Annotated in this window: 24 protein-coding genes; 15 read left to right on the top strand and 9 right to left on the bottom strand. The window is 66.5% G+C overall.

Features of this window, described 5'->3' with window-relative positions; translation table 11 throughout:
• Positions 1 to 58: 58 nt before the first annotated feature.
• Entirely contained in the window at positions 59 to 232 is a 174-nt protein-coding gene (locus ACX80V_RS11500; RefSeq protein WP_167349832.1) for a hypothetical protein, read from the bottom strand.
• Between the two features lie 372 nt (positions 233 to 604).
• On the opposite strand from ACX80V_RS11500, the gene pucL reads away from it, so the two are divergent.
• Positions 605 to 1,519 carry a factor-independent urate hydroxylase gene (pucL, locus tag ACX80V_RS11505; RefSeq protein WP_485843225.1) on the top strand — a complete coding sequence of 305 codons (915 nt, stop codon included), beginning with the start codon at positions 605 to 607 and terminating at the stop codon, positions 1,517 to 1,519.
• 178 nt (positions 1,520 to 1,697) lie between these two features.
• Positions 1,698 to 3,203 carry a nucleobase:cation symporter-2 family protein gene (locus tag ACX80V_RS11510; protein ID WP_485843226.1) on the top strand — a complete coding sequence of 502 codons (1,506 nt, stop codon included), beginning with the start codon at positions 1,698 to 1,700 and terminating at the stop codon, positions 3,201 to 3,203.
• A 129-nt stretch (positions 3,204 to 3,332) separates the two neighbouring features.
• Here the strand turns inward: ACX80V_RS11510 and ACX80V_RS11515 are convergent, their stop codons facing one another.
• Positions 3,333 to 4,088: an IclR family transcriptional regulator gene (locus ACX80V_RS11515; protein WP_485843227.1), complete on the bottom strand. Its 756-nt coding sequence runs from the start codon at positions 4,086 to 4,088 to the stop codon at positions 3,333 to 3,335.
• A 221-nt stretch (positions 4,089 to 4,309) separates the two neighbouring features.
• Between ACX80V_RS11515 and ACX80V_RS11520 the strand changes: the two genes are divergently transcribed.
• The 5 genes from ACX80V_RS11520 to ACX80V_RS11540 all read left to right on the top strand — a co-directional run bounded on the left by ACX80V_RS11520 (position 4,310) and on the right by ACX80V_RS11540 (position 11,706).
• Positions 4,310 to 5,704, top strand: coding sequence for an NAD-dependent malic enzyme (locus tag ACX80V_RS11520; RefSeq protein ID WP_485843228.1), 1,395 nt, complete (start codon positions 4,310 to 4,312; stop codon positions 5,702 to 5,704).
• Positions 5,705 to 5,720: 16 nt separating this feature from the next.
• Positions 5,721 to 7,319, top strand: coding sequence for a malate synthase A (gene aceB / locus ACX80V_RS11525; protein WP_485843229.1), 1,599 nt, complete (start codon positions 5,721 to 5,723; stop codon positions 7,317 to 7,319).
• 3 nt (positions 7,320 to 7,322) lie between these two features.
• Positions 7,323 to 8,600, top strand: a complete 1,278-nt coding sequence (locus ACX80V_RS11530) for a DUF6986 family protein (RefSeq protein ID WP_485843230.1) — start codon at positions 7,323 to 7,325, stop codon at positions 8,598 to 8,600.
• A 10-nt stretch (positions 8,601 to 8,610) separates the two neighbouring features.
• Positions 8,611 to 9,423: a bifunctional allantoicase/(S)-ureidoglycine aminohydrolase gene (locus tag ACX80V_RS11535; RefSeq protein ID WP_252603495.1), complete on the top strand. Its 813-nt coding sequence runs from the start codon at positions 8,611 to 8,613 to the stop codon at positions 9,421 to 9,423.
• A gap of 165 nt (positions 9,424 to 9,588) precedes the next feature.
• A complete protein-coding gene (locus ACX80V_RS11540; protein WP_485843231.1) occupies positions 9,589 to 11,706 on the top strand; it encodes an AfsR/SARP family transcriptional regulator in 2,118 nt (705 codons plus the stop codon).
• A gap of 8 nt (positions 11,707 to 11,714) precedes the next feature.
• Here ACX80V_RS11540 and ACX80V_RS11545 read toward each other — a convergent pair whose 3' ends face one another.
• Both ACX80V_RS11545 and ACX80V_RS11550 read right to left on the bottom strand, forming a co-directional pair.
• The gene (locus tag ACX80V_RS11545; RefSeq protein WP_058931198.1) at positions 11,715 to 12,014 is read right to left on the bottom strand and encodes an antibiotic biosynthesis monooxygenase family protein; all 300 of its coding nucleotides are present in this window, start codon (positions 12,012 to 12,014) and stop codon (positions 11,715 to 11,717) included.
• Between the two features lie 129 nt (positions 12,015 to 12,143).
• Positions 12,144 to 12,551: a winged helix-turn-helix transcriptional regulator gene (locus tag ACX80V_RS11550; protein ID WP_058931197.1), complete on the bottom strand. Its 408-nt coding sequence runs from the start codon at positions 12,549 to 12,551 to the stop codon at positions 12,144 to 12,146.
• Between the two features lie 210 nt (positions 12,552 to 12,761).
• Here ACX80V_RS11550 and ACX80V_RS11555 point away from each other — a divergent pair, with 210 nt between their 5' ends.
• The 3 genes from ACX80V_RS11555 (at position 12,762) to hutG (ending at position 15,346) form a co-directional block, all read left to right on the top strand.
• Positions 12,762 to 13,439, top strand: coding sequence for an FMN-dependent NADH-azoreductase (locus ACX80V_RS11555; RefSeq protein ID WP_485843232.1), 678 nt, complete (start codon positions 12,762 to 12,764; stop codon positions 13,437 to 13,439).
• A 204-nt stretch (positions 13,440 to 13,643) separates the two neighbouring features.
• Entirely contained in the window at positions 13,644 to 14,399 is a 756-nt protein-coding gene (locus tag ACX80V_RS11560; RefSeq protein ID WP_485843233.1) for an IclR family transcriptional regulator, read from the top strand.
• The gene (hutG, locus tag ACX80V_RS11565; protein WP_485843234.1) at positions 14,396 to 15,346 is read left to right on the top strand and encodes a formimidoylglutamase; all 951 of its coding nucleotides are present in this window, start codon (positions 14,396 to 14,398) and stop codon (positions 15,344 to 15,346) included. The genes ACX80V_RS11560 and hutG overlap by 4 nt, the downstream gene beginning before the upstream one ends.
• A 35-nt stretch (positions 15,347 to 15,381) precedes the next feature.
• On the opposite strand, the gene ACX80V_RS11570 is transcribed toward hutG, so the two are convergent.
• Both ACX80V_RS11570 and ACX80V_RS11575 read right to left on the bottom strand, forming a co-directional pair.
• Entirely contained in the window at positions 15,382 to 15,591 is a 210-nt protein-coding gene (locus ACX80V_RS11570) for a hypothetical protein (protein ID WP_485843235.1), read from the bottom strand.
• A gap of 58 nt (positions 15,592 to 15,649) precedes the next feature.
• Positions 15,650 to 16,495 carry an aldo/keto reductase gene (locus ACX80V_RS11575; RefSeq protein WP_485843236.1) on the bottom strand — a complete coding sequence of 282 codons (846 nt, stop codon included), beginning with the start codon at positions 16,493 to 16,495 and terminating at the stop codon, positions 15,650 to 15,652.
• A gap of 182 nt (positions 16,496 to 16,677) precedes the next feature.
• Here ACX80V_RS11575 and ACX80V_RS11580 point away from each other — a divergent pair, with 182 nt between their 5' ends.
• Together ACX80V_RS11580 and ACX80V_RS11585 are read left to right on the top strand one after the other, a co-directional pair.
• On the top strand, positions 16,678 to 17,583 hold the full coding sequence (locus ACX80V_RS11580; RefSeq protein ID WP_485843237.1) for a helix-turn-helix transcriptional regulator: 906 nt from the start codon (positions 16,678 to 16,680) through the stop codon (positions 17,581 to 17,583).
• A gap of 163 nt (positions 17,584 to 17,746) precedes the next feature.
• The gene (locus tag ACX80V_RS11585) at positions 17,747 to 18,523 is read left to right on the top strand and encodes a carbonic anhydrase (RefSeq protein WP_485843238.1); all 777 of its coding nucleotides are present in this window, start codon (positions 17,747 to 17,749) and stop codon (positions 18,521 to 18,523) included.
• Between the two features lie 4 nt (positions 18,524 to 18,527).
• On the opposite strand, the gene ACX80V_RS11590 is transcribed toward ACX80V_RS11585, so the two are convergent.
• The gene (locus tag ACX80V_RS11590; RefSeq protein ID WP_485843239.1) at positions 18,528 to 19,460 is read right to left on the bottom strand and encodes a threonine/serine dehydratase; all 933 of its coding nucleotides are present in this window, start codon (positions 19,458 to 19,460) and stop codon (positions 18,528 to 18,530) included.
• Between the two features lie 199 nt (positions 19,461 to 19,659).
• Positions 19,660 to 20,259: a hypothetical protein gene (locus ACX80V_RS11595; protein ID WP_485843240.1), complete on the bottom strand. Its 600-nt coding sequence runs from the start codon at positions 20,257 to 20,259 to the stop codon at positions 19,660 to 19,662.
• A 321-nt stretch (positions 20,260 to 20,580) separates the two neighbouring features.
• Between ACX80V_RS11595 and ACX80V_RS11600 the strand changes: the two genes are divergently transcribed.
• Positions 20,581 to 20,958 carry a recombinase family protein gene (locus tag ACX80V_RS11600; RefSeq protein WP_485843385.1) on the top strand — a complete coding sequence of 126 codons (378 nt, stop codon included), beginning with the start codon at positions 20,581 to 20,583 and terminating at the stop codon, positions 20,956 to 20,958.
• Positions 20,959 to 21,025: 67 nt separating this feature from the next.
• Here the strand turns inward: ACX80V_RS11600 and ACX80V_RS11605 are convergent, their stop codons facing one another.
• Entirely contained in the window at positions 21,026 to 21,334 is a 309-nt protein-coding gene (locus ACX80V_RS11605; RefSeq protein WP_485843241.1) for a Fur family transcriptional regulator, read from the bottom strand.
• 30 nt (positions 21,335 to 21,364) lie between these two features.
• On the opposite strand from ACX80V_RS11605, the gene ACX80V_RS11610 reads away from it, so the two are divergent.
• Positions 21,365 to 22,306, top strand: coding sequence for an RNA polymerase sigma factor (locus ACX80V_RS11610; protein ID WP_485843242.1), 942 nt, complete (start codon positions 21,365 to 21,367; stop codon positions 22,304 to 22,306).
• Between the two features lie 2 nt (positions 22,307 to 22,308).
• Positions 22,309 to 23,130, top strand: a complete 822-nt coding sequence (locus tag ACX80V_RS11615) for a hypothetical protein (protein ID WP_485843243.1) — start codon at positions 22,309 to 22,311, stop codon at positions 23,128 to 23,130.
• Positions 23,131 to 23,285: the final 155 nt, after the last annotated feature.

Below are 23,285 nucleotides of genomic sequence, written 5' to 3' on the forward strand. Positions count from 1 at the left end.
GCCACCCGCCCTTTGGCTCTGTTGCGCAGAGTCCGGCGTCCCTTCGAGGCAGGAGCTCTTAGGGACGCTGCCGGCCGAATACCGGGAGCGCGCGCATCCAGCGGGAGAACCCGCCTGCACGGTCACAGTCGGCCGGAATGTAGAAGTCGGGATCCGTGGCGCCGAACGGCAGGTACAGCTCCTGGCCGGGGGCCGGAAAATCCACGACGTTGTTCTTATCCTTCGAGTCCATCTGTTCCTCCTCGTTCTTGCTGCTTGGTTTTTCCGCACTTCGGAAAACTTTTATTGTTATGTGGAAATTCTATGAGCGTCTGGGATCGGCGTCAAGACCTCGGCCGCAGGGACGCACCCCCGGCCGGTCACAATCGGAAAGTACATAACAATTCCCCGAAAGTGATGTACACCACTGGCAAGAGTGGGCTACGCTTTTCTCACTTCGTGGCCCAGGTCACGTAACCTGGGAGCAGCAGGCAGGGTCGTAATGAGCTGGCATCAATGGATGCCGGCTCTTTTTTGTTGGGTCGGCTCCACCAGAAACGCGTTTGAAACACGCGCTTAATTTCGTTGGTGGACCTTGAAGGTTCCACCTCGCAGAAGTTGGGATATGACCATGAGCAACAAAATCGTCCTCGGCGACAACCAGTACGGCAAGGCAGAAGTCCGCGTCGTCAAAGTCACCCGCGACACCGACCGCCACCAGATCGAAGACCTGAACGTCACCTCGCAGCTGCGCGGCGATTTCGAGGCTGCGCACCTCCAAGGCGACAACGCCCACGTCGTCGCCACGGACACCCAGAAGAACACCATCTACGCCTTCGCCCGGGCGGGCATCGGCTCCCCCGAAGCCTTCCTGCTTCGCCTCAGCGAGCACTTCACGTCAGGCTTCGACTGGGTTACGGGCGGCCGCTGGGAAGCCGAGTCCTACACCTGGGACCGCATCCAGGCGCACGGCTCCGAACACGACCACAGCTTTGTCCGCAACGGCCAGGAAGTCCGCACCGCCGTTGTGGTCCGGGACGGCAACACAACGCACCTGATCTCCGGGCTCAAGGACCTGACCGTCCTGAAGACCACCCAGTCCGGCTTTGTGGGCTACCCGCGCGACAAGTACACCACCCTGCCGGAGACCACCGACCGCATCCTGGCCACGGATGTTTCCGCGCGCTGGCGCTACAGCACGGGCCTGGACCACACGGCCGCGGACTTCAACAAGAGCTACGAGGACATCAAGGCCCTGCTGCTCGAGGGCTTCACGGAGAACTACTCCCACGCCCTGCAGCAGACCCTGTTCGACATGGGCAAGAAGGTCCTCGAGGCACACGGCGAAGTGGACGAGATCAAGTTCTCGATGCCCAACAAGCACCACTTCCTGGTTGACCTCTCCCCGTTCGGGCTCGACAACCCCAACGAGGTCTTCTTCGCCGCGGACCGCCCCTACGGCCTGATCGAGGCCACGGTCCAGCGCGAAAACTCAGGCACTGCCCCCGCCGCCTGGAACGGCATCGCCGGCTTCTGCTGACCCGCACCGTCACCACCCCGCCCCGGCCTTGGAGTTTTTGTCCACTTAAAGCGACTTCAGTACCCGTGAACCCGCTGTATCTGCCCAAAAACTCCGGGCCGGGGCGACCCAGCCGAACAAAGTTAGCCAGACCACGTTAGCCAGACAAAGATGTCTGCCATGAACCAGAAAGTCTGCCGTGAACCTCAAGAAAAAGTCCCCCAGCCTGGCCGCCAAGACCGGCCGCCAGCCTTCTGACCGTCCCGAAGACCAGCGCCTCTCCATTGGCAGCAGCTTCGCCTACGGCTTCCAGCACGTCCTGACCATGTACGGCGGCATCATCGCCCCACCGCTCATCATCGGAGCCGCAGCCGGCATGTCCTCAACGGACATCGGCCTGCTCATCGCGGCTTGCCTGTTTGTCGGCGGCCTGGCCACCATCCTGCAAACCGTGGGCATCCCGTTCTTCGGCTCGCAGTTGCCGCTGGTCCAGGGCGTTTCGTTCGCCGGGGTCTCCACCATGGTGGCCATCGTCCACGGCGGCGGGGGCATCCAGTCCGTCTTCGGCTCGGTCATCGTCGCCTCGCTCATCGGCCTGGCCATCACCCCATTGTTCTCCAAGATCATCCGATTCTTCCCGCCGGTGGTCACCGGCACCGTCATCACCACCATCGGCCTGACGCTCATGCCGGTGGCCGCCAACTGGGCCATGGGCGGCAACAGCAAGGCACCCAACTACGGCAGCGTGGCCAACATCGGCCTGGCCGCCGCCACCATGGGCATTGTGCTGTTGCTGAGCAAGGTGGGCAGCGCCACGATCTCGCGGTTGTCCATCCTGCTGGCGATGATCATCGGGACGGCCATCGCGTTTGTCACCGGCATGGCCGACTTTTCCAAGGTGGGACAGGGCGAGATCGTCGCGTTCCCCACCCCGTTCGCCTTCGGCCCGCCCACGTTCCACATTGCGGCCATCATCTCCATGCTGATCGTCATCCTGGTGACCCTGACCGAGACCTCAGCAGACATCATCGCCGTCGGCGAGATTGTGGGGACCAAGGTGGATTCCAAGCGCATCGGCGACGGCCTGCGCGCAGACATGCTCTCCAGTGCGATCTCGCCGATCTTCGGCTCCTTCACCCAGAGCGCCTTCGCCCAGAACGTGGGCCTGGTTGCCATCACCGGCATCAAGAGCCGCTTTGTGGTCAGCGCCGGCGGCGTCATCCTGGTGGTGCTGGGGCTGCTGCCGGTCCTCGGCCGGGTGGTAGCGGCGGTGCCCACGCCCGTCCTGGGCGGTGCCGGCGTCGTACTCTTTGGAACGGTGGCCGCCAGCGGCATCCGGACGCTGTCCAAGGTGGAGTACAAAAACAACATGAACCTGATCATCGTGGCGGCGTCCATCGGCTTCGGCATGATTCCGATCGCGGCGCCGGCCTTCTACGACCAGTTCCCGACCTGGTTCGGCACCATCTTCCACTCCGGCATCAGCTCCGCGGCCGTCATGGCCATCCTGCTGAACCTGCTCTTCAACCACCTCAAGGCCGGCAACTCGGAGAACCAGTCCGTATTTGTGGCCGGCACTGGCCGGGTGGTCACCGAAGCTGACGTGAAGTGCCTCGCCGACGGCGACCGCTTCGAGGGCGGCAAGCTGATCGACGCCGAGGGCAAGGAAGTCCCGGTGGAGTCGTCGTCGAAGTCTGACCACTAGGCAAGCCAACCTCCCCACCACCCACAACGCAAAGCGCGAACTGGCAGAAAATGCCCTCAAAAGTGGAATTTGAGGGCATTACCTGCCAGTTCGCGCTGTTGTGGTTGGCCGCCGTCGTGGTTGGTCGAGTCAGTTCTGGTTGAGCTCCGCCGAGATCGCCATTGCGGCCTGGCGCAGCAGCGGCACGGCACGGTCGGCGAAACTCTGGTCCACGCGGCTGATCGGCCCGGAGACCGAGATGGCGGCAGGGGTGGGCGCGTTGGGCACGGCCATCGCGAAGCAGCGCACGCCGAGCTCCTGCTCTTCCTCGTCGATGGAGTAGCCGCGTTCACGGATCAGCTTCAGGTCGGCCAGGAGGGAGTCGATGTCGCCGATGCTCTTGGCCGTGGGGGTGGGCATGCCGGTGCGGGCCACGATGCCGCGCACCACCTCGTCGTCCAGCTGGGCCAGGATTGCCTTGCCGACGCCGGTGTCGTGCGTGTGGGCGCGGCGGCCCACCTCGGTGAACATGCGCATGGAGTGCATGGAGGGCACCTGGGCCACGTAGATGACCATGTCCGAATCCAGCACGGCCATGTTCGAGGTTTCGCCGAGGCGCTCCACGAGGTTCTTCAGCTGCGGGCGGGCCACGGCGCCCAGCTGCTTGCTGGCGCCTTCGCCGAGCCGGATCAGCCGGGGGCCCAGCGCGTAGCGGCGGTTGGGCAGCTGGCGGATGTAGCCAAGCGAGACCAGGGTGCGCAGCAGGCGGTGGATGGTGGGCAGCGGCAGGTCCGTGGAGGAGGAGAGCTCGCTGAGCGTCACGTCTCCGCCGGCATCTGTAATGAGTTCCAGCAGTTCGAAGACGCGCTCGACGGACTGCACGCCTCCGGAGGCTTTTTCAGCCATTCCGTTGTCTCCTAGTGGCTCAGATTCTGACAACTCTTATCCACATCGTGAAAAGAGTTGCTTAGAACACCCAACATACAGCACCACAGGGCCGGACGCGATGCCCCCAAACATGACCGTCAGGGGGTTGCATTTCCACTTTGCAGATAATAATATCCATAATACGAAAACATTCGGTTGCATAAGCGGTCCGGAAACGGACCCCACGAGGAGGAAATTCAATGGCGAACCCGAGCCCCGGAAATTCGATCACCCTGCGCGTCGCGGCGCCGTCGAGCTTCACCGCCACCAGCGAACTCGCAGCCGCCGTCGGCGCTGCCGGCGCAGCCATCACGGCGCTTGACGTCACGGAATCCCACCATGACACCCTCGTGGTGGACGTCACCTGCAACACCACCGACGACGACCACGCCGCCCGCGTCAAGGACGCCCTGAACGCGCTCGACGGCGTCACGGTCCAGCACGTCTCGGACCGCACCTTCCTCATGCACCTCGGTGGCAAGCTCGAGGTGGTCCCCAAGGTAGCCCTGCGAAACCGCGACGACCTCTCCCGTGCCTACACTCCCGGCGTCGCCCGTGTCTGCCTCGCCATCGCGGAGGACCCGTCGGCCGCCCGCAACCTGACCGTCAAGCGCAACACCATCGCCGTCCTCACCGACGGTTCGGCCGTCCTGGGCCTGGGCAACATCGGCCCGGCCGCGGCCCTGCCCGTTATGGAAGGCAAGGCCGCCCTGTTCAAGCAGTTCGCCAACGTTGACGCCTGGCCGGTCTGCCTGGACACCCAGGACACCGAGGAAATCATCATGATCGCCAAGGCCATGGCGCCCGTCTACGGCGGCATCAACCTTGAGGACATCGCAGCGCCGCGCTGCTTTGAAATTGAGAAGCGCCTGCGCGATGAACTCGACATCCCCGTCTTCCACGACGACCAGCACGGCACTGCCATCGTCACCCTGGCAGCTCTCCACAACGCCCTGCGGGTGGTGGACAAGAAGCTCCCCGAGGTCCGCATCGTTGTCTCCGGCGTCGGCGCCGCCGGCTCGGCCATCATCCAGCTCCTCAAGGCCCAGGGCGCGCAGCACATCGTTGCCGCCGGCCGCTCCGGCGCCATCCACTCGGGCGAGCAGTACGACGACGAGCACCGCGCCTGGATTGCCGCGAACACCAACGAGGAAGGCTTCGCCGGAACCCTGCACGAAGCCATGGCCGGCGCCGACGTCTTCATCGGCGTCAGCGCCCCGCATGTGATCGGCGAAGAGCAGGTCGCCGCCATGGCCGAGAATGCGATCGTCTTCGCCATGGCCAACCCGACCCCGGAGATCGACCCTGTCATTGCGTCCAAGTACGCGGCCGTGGTGGCCACGGGCCGCAGCGATTTCCCCAACCAGATCAACAACGTGCTGGCCTTCCCGGGCTTCTTCCGGGGGCTGCTCGACGCCGGCGCGAGCGACATCACGCCGGAGATGCTGGTGGCCGCCGCAGACGCCATTGCCAACCGGGTAGCTGACGACGAGCTCAACGCGAGCTACATTATCCCCAGCGTCTTCGATCCTCATGTAGCCGCCGATGTGGCTGCCGCAGTGGCAGGCGCCGCTCACGCCGCCCGCGCTCTCTAGAAAAGGACTTACGAATATGGCTATCACTGTTACTGACCGCCAGCCGGTCGCCCGCGCCGAAGAGATCCTCACCCCCAAGGCCCTGGCCTTCGTCGAGGAGCTGCACAGGCGCTTCGCCGGCACGCGCAACGAGCTGCTTGAGGCCCGCCAGGCCAAGCGCGACGGCGTCGCCCGCACCAGCCGCCTGGACTTCCTCCCGGAGACGCAGGAAATCCGCGACGGCGACTGGAAGGTCGCCGAGGCGCCCGCCGCGCTGCAGGACCGCCGCGTCGAGATGACCGGCCCGGCCACCCCGGCCAAGATGGCCATCAATGCCCTGAACTCCGGCGCCAAGGTGTGGCTGGCGGACCTCGAGGACGCCAGCACGCCCACGTGGCCCAACGTCATCGACGCCATCCTGAACCTGCGCGACGCCGCAACCGGCACCTTGGCCTACACCTCGCCCGAAGGCAAGGAATACACACTCCGCACCGACGCGCCGCTGGCTGTTGTGGTGGCCCGTCCCCGCGGCTGGCACATGCCGGAAAGGCACCTGCTGATCGACGGCGAACCCGCCGTGGGTGCGCTGGTGGACTTCGGCCTGCACTTCTTCCACACCGCCAAGCAGCTGCTGCTCAACGGCCACGGCCCGTACTACTACCTGCCCAAGATGGAATCGCACCTCGAGGCCCGCCTCTGGAATGAAGTGTTTGTCTTCGCCCAGGACTTCCTCGGCATCCCGCAGGGCAGCGTCCGCGCCACCATGCTGATCGAGACCATCCCGGCCGCCTTCGAAATGGACGAGTTCCTCTACGAACTCCGGGACCACGCCTCGGGCCTGAACGCCGGCCGCTGGGACTACCTGTTCAGCATCATCAAGTACTTCCGCGACGCCGGCGAGGAGTTTGTGCTCCCGGACCGCGCCTCGGTGGTCATGACGGCTCCGTTTATGCGCGCCTACACCGAGCTGCTGGTGAAGACCTGCCACAAGCGCGGTGCCTTCGCCATGGGCGGCATGGCTGCCGTCATCCCCAACCGCAGGCACCCCGAGGTCACCGAAGCAGCCTTCGCCAAGGTCCGTGCGGACAAGACCCGTGAGGCCAACGACGGGTTCGACGGCTCCTGGGTGGCCCACCCGGACCTCGTCCCCACCTGCCGCGAGGTGTTCGACGCCGCGCTCGGCGAGCGCCCTAACCAGCTGGACAAGCAGCGCCCCGAAGTTTCGGTCACCGCTGACCAGCTGATCGACATCGCCTCGGCTGACGGACAGGTCACCGAAGGCGGGCTGCGGCTGAACCTGTATGTCGCCGTCGCCTATACCGCCGTCTGGCTCTCCGGCAACGGCGCCGTTGCCATCCACAACCTCATGGAGGACGCCGCCACCGCCGAGATCTCCCGCTCGCAGGTATGGCAGCAGATCCGCAACAAGTCCGTCCTCGCCGACACGGGAAACACCGTCACCCGCGAACTGGTCGAAAAGATCCTGGGCGAGGAAACGGAACGGCTCCGGACCGAATTCGGCGACGAGGCGTTCCGCCTGTACTACCAGCCGGCCAGCAAGCTGATCGCCGAGATCTGCCTGTCCGAGGACTACACGGATTTCCTCACCACTCCGGCCTACGAACTGGTGGGCTGAGTCATGGCGGTCTCCCCCACGCCGTCGCTCTCCGCGGCGGATCTTGCCGCCATCGATGCACAGCTGGCCGCCACCGACCAGCTGCTGGAACGCAATTACCCGGGCGACGACGGCACCCGCCAGCCCGTGCACACCGTGTACGTGCCGGCGGACCGGTTCACGCCGTCGTTCGCTGCCGACTGGGGTGCCCAGGCACTTACGACGGCAGAGGCGCACGGCGGGCTCGAGAAGCTCGGGGCGTTGCTGGGCCAGGAGCCGGAGCTGGCCGCCGCCGTCGCCGCACGCGTCGGCGCCAAGCTGCGCAGGGAACCGATCGAGGACCTGCGCCTCGACTTCGAGGACGGCTACGGCGACCGCGGCGATGAGGCAGAGGACGTGGCAGCAGTCGCGGCGGCCAACGCTGTGGCCACCGCCGTCGCGGCCGGCACCGCGCCGCCGTTCATCGGCATCCGCTTCAAGTGCTTCGAGGCGCCCACCCGGGCCCGCGGCCTGAAGACCCTGGACCTGTTCGTCTCCACGCTCGCGCAGGCCGGCGAACTTCCCGCCGGGCTCATCCTGACCCTGCCCAAGGTCACCACCGTGGCGCAGGTCCAGGCGATGGACTTCGCCGTGTCCCGGCTGGAGGAAGTCCACGGGCTTCCCGCCGGCCGGCTCCGCTTCGAGGTCCAGGTGGAAACGCCGCAGCTGATCCTCGGGCCGGAAGGAACCTCCCCGGTGGCGCAGTTGCCGCACGTGGTTCCGGGACGCATCAGCGCCCTGCACTACGGCACCTACGACTACTCCGCCTCGCTGCAGATCTCGGCCGAATACCAGTCCATGGAGCACCCGGTGGCGGACTACGCCAAGGAAGTCATGCAGCTGGCCGTCGCCGGCACGGGCATCCGCCTCTCCGACGGTTCCACCAACATCATCCCGGTGGGCGACGCCGTCGAGGATGCCTGGAAGCTGCACGGACGCCTCGTCCGCCGCTCGCTGGAGCGCGGCTACTACCAGGGCTGGGACCTGCACGCCGCCCAGCTGCCCAGCCGTTTCGCCGCCACGTATGCGTTCTACCGCGAGGGGCTTCCGGCCGCAGCGGCACGCCTGCGAAACTACGTGGAACGCACCGAAGGCGGGGTTATGGACGAACCCGCCACCGCCCGGGCCCTGGCCGCCTTCGTCCTGCGCGGCGTCCAGTGCGGCGCAGTGGGGACCGAAGAGGTCCAGGCGCTTGCCGGCGTCGAACTTTCCCAGCTGACCGCACTGGCGCACCCGCGGCTGGCACACTCCACTTCAAAGTAAGGATCCAATGATGGGCAAGTACTACTACCCCCAGGGCGGGCTGCCGCCGCAGACGCACCTCACCACGGAGCGGGCCATCGTCACGGAGGCCTACACGGTCATCCCCAAGGGTGTTATGACCGACATCGTGACCAGCACCCTGCCGGGTTTCTCCAACACCCGCTCCTGGATCCTGGCCCGCCCGATCTCCGGGTTTGCCACCACGTTCTCGCAGCTGATCGTGGAGATCGGCCCCGGCGGCGGTGCCCCGAAGGCCGAGTTTGAGCCCGGTGTTGAGGGCGTTGTCTTTGTCACCAAGGGCAAGGTCAACCTGACCCTCGACGGCGAACTGCACCAGCTGGAGGAAGGCGGCTACGCCTACCTGGCCGCCGGTGCTACCTGGGGCCTGGAGAACGTCTCGGATGACATTGTCTCGTTCCAATGGATCCGCAAGGCCTACGAGCGGCTTGAGGGTTACGAGGCAAAGTCCTTCGTCACCAGTGATGCCGAGGTGGAACCCACCGCGATGCCGGATACCGACGGCGCCTGGAAGACCACCCGCTTCACGGATTCCAGCGACCTGGCCCACGACATGCAGGTGAACATTGTGACGTTCCAGCCGGGCGGGGTTATCCCGTTCCCGGAGACCCACGTCATGGAGCACGGCCTGTACGTCCTGGAGGGCAAGGCCATGTACCTGCTCAACAACGACTGGGTTGAGGTGGAGGCCGGCGACTTCATGTGGCTGCGCGCCTTCTGCCCGCAGGCCTGCTACGCCGGTGGTCCCGGTGAGTTCCGCTACTTGCTGTACAAGGACATGAACCGCCAGATCAAGCTGACGTAGGCCGCCTCGGGCGGGCTTAAACACAACGTTCGACGGCGGCGCTTCAGTGCCGCCGTCGTCGTTCGTACCAGCGGCTCGGCAGCTAGGCGGATCCTTTCCCCATCCGCCGCCGAGGGCTCGCAGCCAGCCCTGTCATTGACAGCGTGGTGGTGGGATTCTGGAAGCGTGACGGCGTTGGTCGAGGGCGGAGTTCGAATTCGGTTGCTTGGCGGCTTCCGGGTGTCGGTGGGTTCGCGGGACATCCCGGATGGCGAGTGGCGTTTGCGTAAGGCCAAGGCCGTGGTCAAACTTCTGGCGTTGGCACCGGGTCACCGGTTGCAGCGGGAGCAGGTCCTGGATTATCTGTGGCCCGGGTTGGAGCCGGATGCGGCCAGCGGTCAGCTTCGCAAGGTGGTCCACGAGGCCCGCCTCGTCTTGGATCCGAGCCTGTCGGCATTGGACCGGTACCTCATCTCGGGTGAGCAGCTCCGGCTGGACCGCGAGTCGACGTGGGTGGATGTTGATGCGTTCGAGGCTGCGGCTATGCGGGCACGCCGGACCGGCGACCCGGCCGCGTATGCGGCTGCGATCCGACTGTACGACGGAGATCTCCTGCCCGAGGACCGATATGAGGACTGGGCAATAACCAGGGAGGGGGCGCTCCGGTCGGATTTCCTCGCTCTGCTGGTCGAACAGGCACGATTGTTGGAGGCCCGCGCGAACTTCGACGGTGCCGTATCGGCACTGCGGCGGGTCATTGCAGCTGACCCCATCCACGAGGAGGCAGGTGTCGCGTTGATGCGGGTGCACGCTCTGGCGGGCCGGCGACACGAGGCGATGCAGGAACATGAGCGCCTCCGCGCAGCGCTGGACCGGGAACTAGGCATCGAGCCAGACCCTGCCACGGAACGGCTGTTCGAGCAGATCCGCACAGGCCTGTCGTCGGAGCCTGAGCTGGCCAGCGAGTTGTTGGAGCAGGTCGGTGGCCTGCGGTTGGTGTCGGGCGATTTTCAGGGTGCGGTCGCAGCGTTCGTTGCGGCGGTTGCGCGCCTGCGCGGTTCCAGCGCCAATCACCGGTTGGCCCGGCTGCACCGCAAAGCCGCGCAGGCCCACCTTATGATGCAGGACGCGGCTGCCGCGGAGAGCCACTTACGGGCGGCCGAGGGCCTACTGGCAGGCAGGAAGGACGAGGCCGAGAAGGCGCGGGTCCTGGAGGCGCGCGCGAACTGGCTGTGGTCCGTGGGGCGCTACGACGAAGCACAATCCGCAGCGGAGGCTAGCCTGGCGGCTGCCGAGGTCCACGGAACGGGCGAGGACGTCGCCGCGGTGCAGGAAACACTCGCCATCATCTGTCATATGCGCGGAGCATGGCGGCCTGGTCTTCAGGCCGAGATCGAGCGGCTGGGTGATGTGGGCGGCGAGGATCCGCGGCTGGGAAGGATCTTCGAATTCCATTGCTGCATCGGTGAATACCATCTGTATGGGGACGGGCTGTGCGAGACGGTCGAAGACTATGCCCGCGGCACGCTGGCGCTGGCCATCGGCCGGGGTGCGCGCCACGCTCAGGCGTTCGCCTGGTGCCTGCTCGGGGAATCACTCCTGTTGCAGGGGCGCTGGGATGAGGCCGCGGGGTGCCTGGAGCGCAGCACGGAATTGTACGCTGAGCTCGATGCCCGCTCCGGTGCGCTGCCTTGGCAGCGGCTTGCCGAACTCGCGGTAATGCGAGGCGATAGCATCGCGGCGGCGGCGTACCTTCGTCACGGGATGGCGATCGCCGTGGTATCGCCCTTGGCCCGGCACGCCTGGGGCCGGCTCTATGCGACAGCGGCGTTGGACGCGCTGGAGCGCCGCGATCCGGCCGAGGCAGTCCGCGTAGTCCGGTCCGCGGCGGCGACAGCGGCGCGCTACGGCGAATGTCCGACGTGCACCGCCCTGCTGTATCCGATGGCGGCCGAAGCGTTCGCTGCGCTCGGCGACAGGGCGGGCGCAACCGTATTCGCCCAGGCAGCCGAGCGGGTTGGGCACTCCTTCCAAAGTTCGGCGTGGACTGCCATGGCCGAGTCCGCCCGCGGTTCGCTGGCGCTGACCGACGCGGACGCGGGCGGGGCACGCGAACGATTCCTCTCCGCGGCGCGCCTCTACGAAAGGGCCCATCAGCCTTTCTGGTCCGCCCGCTGCCGGCTGCAGGCCGCTTTGGCTGGCGCCGGCGGTCTGGCTGACCGGCACCTGCTGGACGACGCGGCCATTGCGTTCGAGCAGCTCGGCGCGCTGCGGGCGCTCGCGGCCGCGCGCCGGGCAACCTGACTCAGAACTTACACGGTCACTACCCGGTCGAAATCAGCACCGCTCATGTGCTCGCACAGCGCAACGCAGGCATCGAAGTGGGTCATGAACCCCGGGTTCTGCTTCCACGCGTCCCGGGACGCCTCGTCGGTCCACTCCGCGAACGAAACATAATGACCGGGAACACGTCGGTCACGAATGAGGTTCGCCACCAGGATCGACGGGTAGTTCGCCCGGGACCACTGAAGGAACTCGGTCCACCGATCTATGAATTCCTGCTCGCTGCCCTGCTTCACCTGCCAGGTTCCTGAGGCATAGTGGTCTGCCATTGTTCTCACCTCCTTTCAGATTTCTCGCTTAACGGTAGGTCGCGACCGTTCCCCAAGCGTTCCCCGGTCCGCATGGTGATGTCCCGGGCGTGGGCGAGGCCGACGACGGCGGGCGGGCCGCCGTCGGGGTTACCCGGCGATGGAGCGGTCGTGGTCGTGCTCAAGGCGGGCATGGGCTACTTCGTCCATGTTGGCCTCGGCCCAGTCCTTCATCTCATGGATCACGCAGAGCAGGGAGTGGCCCAGGGTGGTGAGCTCGTAGTCCGTCCGGGCAGGAACGGTGGGTGTCACGGACCTCGAGACCAGGCCGTCCCGTTCCAAGGAACGCAGCGTGGAGGTCAGCATCTTCTGGCTCGCGCCCGGGATCTGCCGCCGGAGCTCGCTGTGCCTTTGTTGCCCCTCGGATAACGCGAGCATCACGAGGCTCACCCATTTGCTGCTCATGGCCTCCAGCAGCTGCCGTGCCGGGCATCCGGGCAGCGCGGCGTTGTACTCGAGCCGAGTTTCGTGCCGCTTCTGGCTGGCTGTCAGAGTCATGTCACCCACGCTTTCCATCAGGATCTGAAGTGCGCCGCCAAGCCTACGGAGGCAAGGTTTCCGGAAGGGAAACTCCCGCAACATTCGGTCACACAGGCACCCCGGCGTGCCCGGGGCACTTTGAGGTGCCTCCTTCTGCGGTCCCCTAACGGTGGGCAAGGATCGTGAGGGCGGCCGGAAACCGGCGCGCCTTCCGAGGAAAGGACCCCCATGCCTACGCTCCTACACATCAATGCCTCGCCCCGCGACGCCCACAGCGGCTCGCTCCAGTTGGCACGCCACTTCATCGACGCCGTGCAGGATGCCGGCGGGGAGCGCGTCACGGTTGAGGTCTTGAACCTGTTCGACGCCGGAGTGCTCCCTGATTTCGGCAGCATCGCGGCCGCCGCTAAAATGGCCGCCTTCTCCGGCCAGGAGCAGAGCCCTGAGCAGACGCACGCGTGGGAGGCCGCCCGGGCCGTATTCGAACAGTTCGCGGCCGCCGACGCCTACGTCTTCAACATCCCCATGTGGAACGCAGGGATCCCGTACGTGCTCAAACAGTGGATCGACATCGTGACCCAGCCGGGCTGGACCTTCGGTTTCGACCCCGCGGCCGGCTACCGAGGCCTCCTGGAGGGCAAGCACGCCCTGGCCATCCACAGCAGCGGCGTCTACGCGCCCGGGGTTCCCGCAGCCTTCGGACAGGACTTCAGCAGCACCTTCTTCGCGGATTGGCTGGCTTTCGTCGGCGTCGAGGACGCCGTGCACGTGCGCTTCGCACCCACCGTGTTGAACGGCGACGTCGACGGCACCCGCCGCAAGGTGGAGGCGGAACTGCTCGACGCCGTCGCGGGCTTTGTCGGCAAGCTCCGCGGCGCCGGTGTTCTTGAGCCTGCAAGCGCCTGAATAGGGGCCCGACGGCGGCACCCGGGTGCCGCCGTCGGGCCCTCCCACGTGGTGCCGCGCCCGCCCCACGACCGGCAGGAGAGTACCGCCAGCAGCCGCTGAGCGACTCCTGAGCGTCGCCATTCCCACCCGGCGGAAATTAAATTCCCACGCCATGGGAACTCATTAGCGCCATCTGTGATTCCAGCCACTAACGTCGCTCTTATGTATACAGATCCGAGCCATTCCGTGATGCCGGAAGGCAACGCCTCGCGGTTCGTCGACATCCTGCTCGAATTCGCGCGGCACCGGACTCTGACTGCAGCCCAGATCAGCAAAACAACGGGCATCCCCGCCAGCGCCGTGTACCGGCACCTGGCACTGCTGGTGCAGTCCGGGCTGGTGGCGCAGACCAGGCGCCGCGGGCACTACAGTGCCGGCCCGGAAACCCTGCGCCTCGCCGCCAACTTCCACCAGGAAGCCATGGTCAAGGGCCGCATCTCGGAGCAACTACAGCTGCTCTCGGATGAAACCCAGGAACTGGCCGCCTACCTGGTGGTCCGCGGTGCGGAGGCACTGTGCGTGGATGCCATCGAAGGCCCGCAGATGCTGCGCTGCAGTTATTCGCCGGGCCGCTCGCTCCCCCTGCTGAAGGGCGCCAGCGCAATGGCCCTGCTCGCACACCTGGACCCCCAGGAGCAGAGCAGGATCGTGGCCGGCCTCGGGCTCAGCTCCGAGGACGCAGACAACCTGAACCACGAGCTCCAGCTCGTCCAGGGCCGCGGCTTCGGCCTCAGCTACGGGGCGGTGGATGCGGGCGTCTGGGGCGTCAGTTTCCCCGTGTTCGACGACGGCGGCCGGCTTCTGGGTGCCGTCAGCACCATGGCTCCGGCGGACCGGGCGGTCCGGCGCGAAAAGCAACTCATAGCAAGCACCCGTGACGCCGCATTGGTGCTCGGACACGGAGAAGGATCCCGATGACCAACCCCACCACCCAGCACACGTGGACGGGCCGCGACGACGGCCCCGGCCCAGAACACCGGCGCTGGCACCACGCAGTGAACACGGCCCAGGCCGGCACCACGGGAATCGCCATCCTTGGGTTCCGCAGCGATGAAGGCGTCCGCCGGAACAAAGGCCGGGTCGGCGCCGTCGACGGTCCCGCAAGCATCCGCGCCGCCCTGGCACCCATGGCGGCGCCCGCGGAACTCCCGGTCCACGACCTTGGCGACAACGCCGTGGTGGACGGAAACCTCGAGGACGGCCAGGAGCGTCTTGGCGCGGCCGTCCGCCATGCCCTGGATGCGGGCCACCTGCCTGTCATCCTGGGCGGCGGCCACGAAACCGCCTTTGGAACCTACACGGGCCTCCGCGCCAGCCAGGTCACCGATGGACGCCGGATCGGCATCATCAACCTGGACGCGCATTTCGACCTCCGAGCGGAGGCCATCCCGTCCTCGGGCACGCCGTTCCGGCAGGTGGCCGAGGCCGAGCGCGCCCTGGGCCACGGGTTCAACTACACAGTGGTGGGCATCAGCCAGCCCGGTAACACCGAGGCCCTGTTCCAGACGGCCCGGGAGCTTGGCGTCAAGTACCTCCTGGACGAGGAATGCACCGAGTCCAGGACTGAGCAGGTCCGGCAGTTCACGCAGGACTTCATCGACTCCGTGGACGTGGTCTACCTGACCATAGACCTCGACGTCCTCCCCGCGTACGTCGCCCCCGGTGTCAGCGCACCGGCGTCGTACGGGGTTCCGCTCTCCGTCGTGCTGGAAGTGTGCCGCCAGCTGGCCCGCTCCCCCAAGCTCGCCGTGGTCGACGTCGTCGAACTGAACCCCAGGTTCGACGTCGACTCCCGCACGGCACGCACGGCCGCACGCCTCATCCACACGATCGCCACAGAGCGATCCGGTCACCGGCATGCGTAGCCGGAAGCCCGCCTCCCCTCCCCAGAGACTCACGGTCAGGGCTCAGTAGCCGTCCGCGGTTCAGGTTCAATTGCCCACGCGGCTTCGTGCAGGAAACTGGCCAGCCGCCGCTGGAAGCGGGCCAGTCTCCTGCGTGCGCGTCCGGCTGGTCGTGGTGCCACAACGGGTGCATCCGGCAAGGCGCTGCGGCTGTCGTTGTTTATGAGGTGGACGACTGCCCAAGCGATCATCAGCGAATTATCCATGGTTCTCTTCTTGTTCGATGGGGCTCTTTTGGTTTCGCACTTCTCAGGTGCGGATTGGCTACATTTGGCTGTGCGCGGCGACGGCGGGATCCCCGCCGGTGCGGGCGCCCGACTCCAGTTCCGTGATTTCGGCTGCCTCCGCGGGCGTCAGCGACACGGCGGCAGCGCCCAGGTTTTCCCGCATGCGTGCGGCCTGGACCGACTTCGGGATGACGATGGTGCCCTGGCTGAGATGCCACGCGAGCACAACCTGGGCAGGTGTGGCACCGTACTTAGCGGCCAGGGATTTCACGGTGGCCGCTGCCAGATCGGCGCCCTGCCCCAACGGGCTGTACGCCTCCACCGCAATGCCCACGGAGCGGTTCTTGGCCGCCAGCTCCTGCTGCTGGAACGCGGGGTGGACTTCGATCTGGTTGACGGCCGGGACAATATCCGCCGCCGCCAGGAGCGTGTCCAGGTGGTCAGCCAGGAAGTTCGAAACCCCGATGGCGCGGATCTGGTTGTTTGCGTACAGCTGTTCCATGGCCTTCCAAGCCTCCGTGAAGAGTCCCTGTGCGGGCACGGGCCAATGGATCAGGTAGAGGTCCACGTAGTCCAGGCCCAGGGCTTGGCGGCTGTTCTGGAAGGCTTGGTGGGCCATTCCTTGTTCACCGTTGCGCAGCTTGGTGGTGATGAAGAGTTCCCCGCGGGGTATGCCCGAAGCGGCAATGGCTGCCCCGACGCCGGCCTCGTTCCGGTACGCCGCAGCAGTGTCGATGTGGCGGTAGCCGGCTTCGAGGGCGTCCTCGACGATGCGCTGCGTTTCTTCCGGCGGGACCTGGAATACGCCGAAGCCGAGTTGCGGGATCTGGACGCCGTTGTTGAGGGTCACGGTGGGGATGGTAATTTCCTGTGGCTGGGACATCATCAATTCTTCCGGTGGGGGTGTTGTTGGCTCGATCAGCCCTGCGGGGGCGGGCTATGCATTCAACGCTAAGCACGCCGGCAGGCCGTGTCAGCAGGTAAGCCATTCCCTCCTTTTCCTAGGACTGGCAGTCCTACCTTCGTCACTGGAAAGCGGGGACCCCGGCTTGGACAATGGAAGACATGGGTCAGAGCGCGGAGTTTGGAAAGTTCCTGAAGGCAATGCGGTCGCGGCTGACGCCGGAGCAGGCCGGGATAGCCGCGACCTCCGGTGGCAGGCGCGTCCCCGGGCTGCGACGCGAGGAAATCGCGCGCCTGGCGGACGTGAGCACCGACTACTACACCCGGCTCGAACAAGGCCGGAACATCCACCCCTCCCGGGCGGTGATGGATTCAGTGGCGCGGGCCCTGCGCCTGGATCCTGGCGAGCAGGCGCACATGTTCGACCTTCTGGAGAACTGCGCGAGGTCCCAGCATTCACCCGTTCCGGAACAGGGCGTTCGGCCGGCGCTCCGCCAACTCCTGGATGCCGTTGGCAACGTTCCCGCCCTGGTCCTGGGCCGGCGCACAGATGTTCTGGCCGGCAACCGCCTGGCGTTCCTTCTGCTTGCCGATTTCCCGGCCATGCCGACGGCGGAGCGGAACCTCACCCGCTGGATCTTCCTCGATCCGCGCTCCCACGATCTCTTCCGGGACTGGGAGACCGTGGCGGCCGAAGCCGTCGGGACACTGCGCGCGGATATCGGCCGGCACCCCAACGACCCCCAGGCCAATCAACTCGTCGGCGAACTCGCGGTGCACAGCGAACGCTTCCGCCGTTGGTGGGCCGGACACCGGTTGGCCACGGGGTCCGCAGGCAGTGTCCGGCTGCACCACCCCGTCGTCGGGGACCTGGAACTGAACTTCGAAGACCTGACGCTTCCCGACGATCCAGACCAGGTGCTGCGGGTGTATTCGGCGAAGCCGGGCTCGCCGTCGGCTGATTCGCTGACCCTGCTCGGCAGCTTCGGTGCCGAAGTGCCGGCCGCCGCGGAAGCCCCGCGGGCAACGGAAAACACAGACGCTTCCGGCGCCAGCAAGGCGCCCTGACTTCCGGCAGGACAGCGGGTCACATCCTGCGGCGTGCGTCTGTGACAAGACCTGCCACCGGCCCCCGTGGTAGTCGTCGTAGGTCCGCCCGGGCTCTCCGGTGCGGACCTACACGACCCGAAGGATGGAAATGCGCAGCGCCACAATAATGACCAGGAAGTCTTTGATAGTTGGATCAGGCCTGGGGCTGCTGGCACTTGTCACCGGCTGCAGCAGGTCCGCCGCCGGGGCCGCGGCACCCTCGCCGTCCGCCCCCGCAGGTCCCCATGCCTGGTCCTACGACGGCGCCGAGGGTCCCGAACACTGGGGCGCGTTGAGTTCCGATTTCGGCTCCTGCTCTTCGGGCACCGCCCAGTCCCCCATCGACGTCGGCGGCCGTTCGGGCCTTTCCCCGGCACCGCTCGCTGTCGACTATTCCGCCTCGGAAGGCGAGATCACCGATAACGGCCACACCACCGAACTGCGTGCACTGACGGCCCAGGGCATCACGGTTGGCGGCAAGAAGTACGCGTTCAAGCAGCTGCACTTCCATGCCCCGTCCGAGCACACGCTGGGTGGTGTACGGCACGAAGCGGAGTTCCACTTCGTCCACCAGGCCGACGACGGCGGGCTGGCCGTCGTCGGGATCCTCGCCACGGTGGGGGCTACCAATGCGCCGTGGGCGCCGTTCACGGACGGCGTGCCGGCCGCAGCCGGTGGGCAGAAGGTGCCGGCCGGCGTCGTGGACTTCCCGGCACTGTTCCCGGCGTCGCTGGATCATTTCGCGTACGACGGCAGCCTGACCACTCCGCCCTGCTCGGAAGGCGTGCGCTGGCTGCTCCTCGAGACGCCCATCGAGCTGGGAGCCGGACAGCTTGCCACACTGCGCGCGGCGCACGCGGGCAACAGCCGGCCGGTCCAGCCGCTCAACGGGAGGGACGTCGTCGTCGTCGATCAGTAGAACCTCAGACGGTGGCGGGGTCCGTGTTGGCGCCGCAGAGGATCACGGCCACGCGTTCCCCGTCCGCCGGTACGTAGGCGCCGGAGTGGAGGGCAGCGAAAGCTGTGGCCGCGCCGTGCTCCACGATGATCCGGTACTGCTCCCAAAGCAGGGACCGGGCGGCCACGATGTCCTCGTCGGAGACCAGCACGGCGCGGACGCCGGTACGGACGGCCACTTCGAAGCCGATCCGGCCGATCTGCCGGGCCCCCAGGGAGTCCGCGGCAATCCCCGAAACGGCAACGTCCACGGGGGTTCCGGCCGCGAGCGCGGCGTGCAGGGTGGGCGTGGATTCGGACTCGACGCCCACCACTTTGGCCCGGCCCTCCACGGCGGCCGCGACCCCCGCCATCAGTCCGCCGCCGCCCACGGCCACCACCACGGTGTCCACGTCGCCCAGCTGCTCCAGCAATTCGGTTCCGATGGTGCCGGCCCCGGCGGCGATCTCGGGCTGGTCGTAGGCATGGCAGTAGACCGCGCCCGTCTCGGCGGCGTAGGCCATCGCGGCGTCGAACGCTTCCGAGTATTCCGCGCCGCGCTGGACCACGTTGGCGCCGATGTCCCAGAGCTTCTTGACCTTCACGGCCGGGGCGGTTTCGGGCACGAACACCGCGGCGGGGACGCCCACTTCCGTGGCGGCGTAGGCGTTGGCGAGCCCGGCGTTGCCGCCGGAGGCCACCACAATGCCGACGTCGTCCTTCAGCTCGCCGCGCTCCCGGCAGGCCAGGACCCGGTTGAACGCGCCCCGGGCCTTGAACGTGCCGGTGTGCTGCATGAACTCGCACTTGAGCCACACCTCGCCGGGGAACGCGCCGCGGTCTGCCGCCAGCACGGGCGTGACGCGGATCCTCCCCGCAATCCGGGCAGCGGCTTCGTCGACGTCGGTGCGTGTGATCATGGGGAAATCCTCGTTCCGGGGTGGGGCTGGGTTCAACGTTCAGGCTATCGCCCCCGTGGTGTCGCCGTCGTTCCGTCCCGGCGGCTCGGCGCAAAAGCGTCCCAAAGAGAGAAATGGGCCGCTTGCGCGGGCGTGGTTCGCGGCATGCCCGATTACCCGGCCCTGCTGCCGGTCGTGTTCCCAGGGCCGCTTGAATTTGTTAACCGATGAAGGTGACGAGGTCTTCGCAGAAGTCGCGTCCTGCCGTGTCCGCTTGCCCGTGACTGGCCGTCTCGCCGAGGTCCCTAATGAACTCGTCGTCGGAGGGGTCAGCAGGCGTGCCGCCGTGATCCATGAGGATCTCGAACCTGAATGTACCCGTGTCCATGAACAGACGCGTACCGTCCGGGCCATAGACCTTCTGGACGCCGGAGACAGCGATCTCGACGGTCAGGGTGCCATCGCCGTTGTCGGTTATTTTGTGGTCCCGTGCCTGGCCCGACTCCGTGATCGTGTAGGTCTGCTCGTTCAGGGTGTTTGTCCACACATCGGTTGAGCGGATCGGGCCCCCTCCGTATGCGAGACCGTCGCCGTGATGAACGAAGAGGAACATCCCCTCGGCGTGCCTGTCGTGTCGCACCGGGAAGTCTACGATCCCGGCGCAGAACCCGGGGAATTCTTCCTGGGCAATGGCGCTGCTGGAATCCGTAAAGTGGTCGTGCTCGAGCGGCCGCGCCGCCAACGCAGGGGCAGCCGATGCGATCGAGATTCCGATCACGGAGATCACCGCTCCCAAGGTGGCAAGTACCTTGTGCTTCATATCATCCTCCTCGATTAGTGGCCCGCAGCAGCGGGCCAGAGATCATCTGTTCGTTGCTTGGGTGGGGATCGACGTAGAGCAGGCAACCACGGCCAGGGAATTCAGAAGCATCACGCACAAGACAATGAGTTTGAGATTCGGCTGTGATGCCGCTCCGCCACTTTTCACAAGGGGCACCTCCACACCAAGAATGTGTCCGGAGCCCAGATCAGCGGAGTTTTCTGATGGGGAAAACGCTACTCTCAGGGCGCCGTTGGCATCAGAGTTCGAGTCTCAAAGGCCGACGGGTCCCAGACCACGGACCTGCAGCGGGACGCCCTCCTGGCCGCCGGCATCGGTGTGGGTTCCCTCTCCGAAGACAAAGCCTCCGGGAAGAAAGATGACCGGCCCGAACTGGCCGCCTGCCTCAAAGCCCTGCGCCACGGTGACACCCTGGTCGTCTGGAAACTCGACCGGCTCGGCCGGGACCTGCGGCACCTGGTCAACATCGTCCATCATCTGACCGAACGCGGCATCGGGTTGAAAGTCCTTACCGGCCAAGGTGCGGCGATCGATACCACCACGGCGTCCGGAAAGCTCGTCTGCGGCATCTTCGCGGCCCTCGCAGAGTTCGAACGCGAGCTGATCTCTGAACGCACACTCGCCGGGCTGGCCTCCGCCCGCGCCAGGGCCGGAACGGCGGGCGTCCCTACAAGATGACCCCGGCGAAGCTCCGTCTGGCGATGGCTTCCATGGGGCAATCTGGCACCAAAGTCAGTGATCTCTGCTATCCGGTCGGCCCAGCGTTCGACCGTGGTCTCTGCGACTTCAACGGTGTGCCGCACTGGCGGCAGACCAGATGGTGGTGATGTTCCTGGCGGTGGCAGCGGCGGTACCGGTTCTCACTGTCCTGGCTGCGGAGCACGTCCACTTCACCTTCGTCGGCCATGGATTGCAGGAGCCGGTAGACCGTGGCCAGGGAGACGGCATCACCGTCCTCACGCAGCATGGCGTGCAGCTGCTGGGCGCTGCGGAACCCGGTGGTCCGCCCCAGCATCTCTTCCAGGGCCGAGCGCTGCCGGGTCCGCCTTTCCACCCCTAGTGACGACGTGCGACACTTGAGCACATGGAGCCGTCCGACGGCGAACTTGTCGTGGCCGCGCAAGCAGGCGACGCTCAGTCGCTGGCAGTTCTGCTGATGCGCCATCGTGCCGCAATGCACGCGGTGGCGACCGCGGTGATGGCCGCGGGTCCAGACGTCGAGGACGTGGTGCAGGATGCCTCGCTGGTCGCGATCGCCGATGTTGGCAGGATCAGGGACCCGTCGCTCGCGCGGGCGTGGTTGACCGGGATCACCCGGAATCTGGCCCGTGCCCGGCTCCGCCGCCGCGAGCCGCTTCCCATGGACCTCACCGACATTCCGTCGGCGGAGGATCTCGAACGCCGGCTCGACGAGGCGGCACTGCGGGACTGGGTCTGGGAGGCGATAGGCGGGCTGTCGGAGCCCCTGCACGATGTCGTGGTGCTGCGCTACTTCAGCTCGGCCCCTAGCTATGACGCGATCGCGGCTGCCCTGGGCGTTCCCGTGGGCACGGTGCGCAGCCGTTTGCACGATGCCCGTGCGGCCCTGGTTGCCCGGCTGCGCGCACTGGAGTTGGCGGCTGCCGATGACCATTCCCGGGTGAGCCAAGCCCGCGAACTGCTGTTCGCCGCGATCGTCGAGGAGTACAACGGCGGCTACGAACCCGCCCTGCTGGCCAACGCGCTGGCTGAGGGGGCCCGACTCACCGTGGCCACCAGCGCCGAGGTCTTCGTCGGCCGGGAAGCGATCATGCGCAGCCTGGCAGAAGACCTCGAAGCCGGGGTCCGGCTGCGCCTGCTCCGCGTGGTGGCCGGTGCCGGGCTGACCGTGGTCGAAGGTGCATTCCAGAACCCCGCAGATGCGCCCGATCACTGCCCGCCGTTCACCACGCAGGTTTACCGGCACCGCGGTGAGGAGATTGTCAGCCTTCATCTGGCGTACTCGTCCGGAGCAGCGAACTTTTTGGCTCGCCCAGGACACCAGTAGGCATGACAACTACCGCCTACCCCACACTGAGCTCCCTCGAGGGCTTTCCGTTCCCGGTCTTCGCCAGCCGCGGATCCGAGGACCGCGGCCGGTCCATCGCTGCTCGCACGGCTCATGCGCTCGACTGGCTCGGCCAGGTCACCGGCAAGGTGCGCCGCCCGACGTTGGTGGTGGCCGACGCGCACGACTGGGCCAGCGTCTGCGAGATCCCGATCTACGGGATGATGTTCTCCATCCCGGACAAGCTCGGCACCTCTCCAACACCGGCCGACTGGTGGCAGGAATACGTCGACGCTCTGCGACCACACCTGAGCGAGACCGCTTCCACCGGGATCGCGGCCACCTTTGGAGACCCGCCGGACTTCACCGGGATCGCCGACCTGATCATCACCCACGAGGCGACCCACCTGTTCCACGAGATCCAGCCGGTCACGTGGGCCTCGGAGTTCCCGGCCGAATGGGTCATGGAGCTATTCGCCAACCTCGGGATGCACGGCTACCTCGCCACTCACGAACCCGACCAGCTGCGTCGGCTGGGTGCCCTGACCGAGGCCACCATCGATGCCGGAAACGGCATCTGGGACCTGCAGGACCTGGCACTGATGGGCGAGAGCATGCAGACCAGCGTCACGAACTACGTGTGGTATCAGTTCCGGCTGATCCGCTTCGCCGAGCAGCTGTGGACCGCCGGCCATGAGGGCGGGCTCCGGGACTACCAACAGCTGCTGGGCCATCCGGAGCTTACCCCCGACCAAGTCGTGGATCGGCTGTCTCGACTGGAGCCCGCAGTCGCCGATGCGATCCGGCGGTGGCCGGCTCCCTGACCAGGCGGCCAGCGAGGACCGATGGGCGATGACGGGTTCCATCACGCCATGTTCTTTGATGCTGGCGATGAAGTCGGTAGTCAGGGCGGCATCCTTGCGGGGGACTGTGGAATTAGCGGTGTATCAGCGAGGCAGGAAATTTCCGACAAGGCATG

Source organism: Pseudarthrobacter arbutini, assembly GCF_054510915.1.

Excerpts from the sequence above, each read along its gene's own strand:
- ACX80V_RS11570 (WP_485843235.1), bottom strand. The coding sequence starts at position 15,591 with ATGGATAATTCGCTGATGATCGCTTGGGCAGTCGTCCACCTCATAAAC.
- ACX80V_RS11580 (WP_485843237.1), top strand. The coding sequence starts at position 16,678 with ATGGGTCAGAGCGCGGAGTTTGGAAAGTTCCTGAAGGCAATGCGGTCG.
- ACX80V_RS11530 (WP_485843230.1), top strand. The coding sequence starts at position 7,323 with ATGGCGGTCTCCCCCACGCCGTCGCTCTCCGCGGCGGATCTTGCCGCC.
- ACX80V_RS11520 (WP_485843228.1), top strand. The coding sequence starts at position 4,310 with ATGGCGAACCCGAGCCCCGGAAATTCGATCACCCTGCGCGTCGCGGCG.
- ACX80V_RS11560 (WP_485843233.1), top strand. The coding sequence starts at position 13,644 with ATGTATACAGATCCGAGCCATTCCGTGATGCCGGAAGGCAACGCCTCG.
- ACX80V_RS11500 (WP_167349832.1), bottom strand. The coding sequence starts at position 232 with ATGGACTCGAAGGATAAGAACAACGTCGTGGATTTTCCGGCCCCCGGC.
- aceB (WP_485843229.1), top strand. The coding sequence starts at position 5,721 with ATGGCTATCACTGTTACTGACCGCCAGCCGGTCGCCCGCGCCGAAGAG.
- ACX80V_RS11590 (WP_485843239.1), bottom strand. The coding sequence starts at position 19,460 with ATGATCACACGCACCGACGTCGACGAAGCCGCTGCCCGGATTGCGGGG.
- ACX80V_RS11595 (WP_485843240.1), bottom strand. The coding sequence starts at position 20,259 with ATGAAGCACAAGGTACTTGCCACCTTGGGAGCGGTGATCTCCGTGATC.
- ACX80V_RS11575 (WP_485843236.1), bottom strand. The coding sequence starts at position 16,495 with ATGTCCCAGCCACAGGAAATTACCATCCCCACCGTGACCCTCAACAAC.
- hutG (WP_485843234.1), top strand. The coding sequence starts at position 14,396 with ATGACCAACCCCACCACCCAGCACACGTGGACGGGCCGCGACGACGGC.
- ACX80V_RS11555 (WP_485843232.1), top strand. The coding sequence starts at position 12,762 with ATGCCTACGCTCCTACACATCAATGCCTCGCCCCGCGACGCCCACAGC.
- ACX80V_RS11550 (WP_058931197.1), bottom strand. The coding sequence starts at position 12,551 with ATGACTCTGACAGCCAGCCAGAAGCGGCACGAAACTCGGCTCGAGTAC.
- ACX80V_RS11515 (WP_485843227.1), bottom strand. The coding sequence starts at position 4,088 with ATGGCTGAAAAAGCCTCCGGAGGCGTGCAGTCCGTCGAGCGCGTCTTC.
- ACX80V_RS11535 (WP_252603495.1), top strand. The coding sequence starts at position 8,611 with ATGGGCAAGTACTACTACCCCCAGGGCGGGCTGCCGCCGCAGACGCAC.
- ACX80V_RS11615 (WP_485843243.1), top strand. The coding sequence starts at position 22,309 with ATGACAACTACCGCCTACCCCACACTGAGCTCCCTCGAGGGCTTTCCG.
- ACX80V_RS11610 (WP_485843242.1), top strand. The coding sequence starts at position 21,365 with ATGGAGCCGTCCGACGGCGAACTTGTCGTGGCCGCGCAAGCAGGCGAC.
- pucL (WP_485843225.1), top strand. The coding sequence starts at position 605 with ATGACCATGAGCAACAAAATCGTCCTCGGCGACAACCAGTACGGCAAG.
- ACX80V_RS11545 (WP_058931198.1), bottom strand. The coding sequence starts at position 12,014 with ATGGCAGACCACTATGCCTCAGGAACCTGGCAGGTGAAGCAGGGCAGC.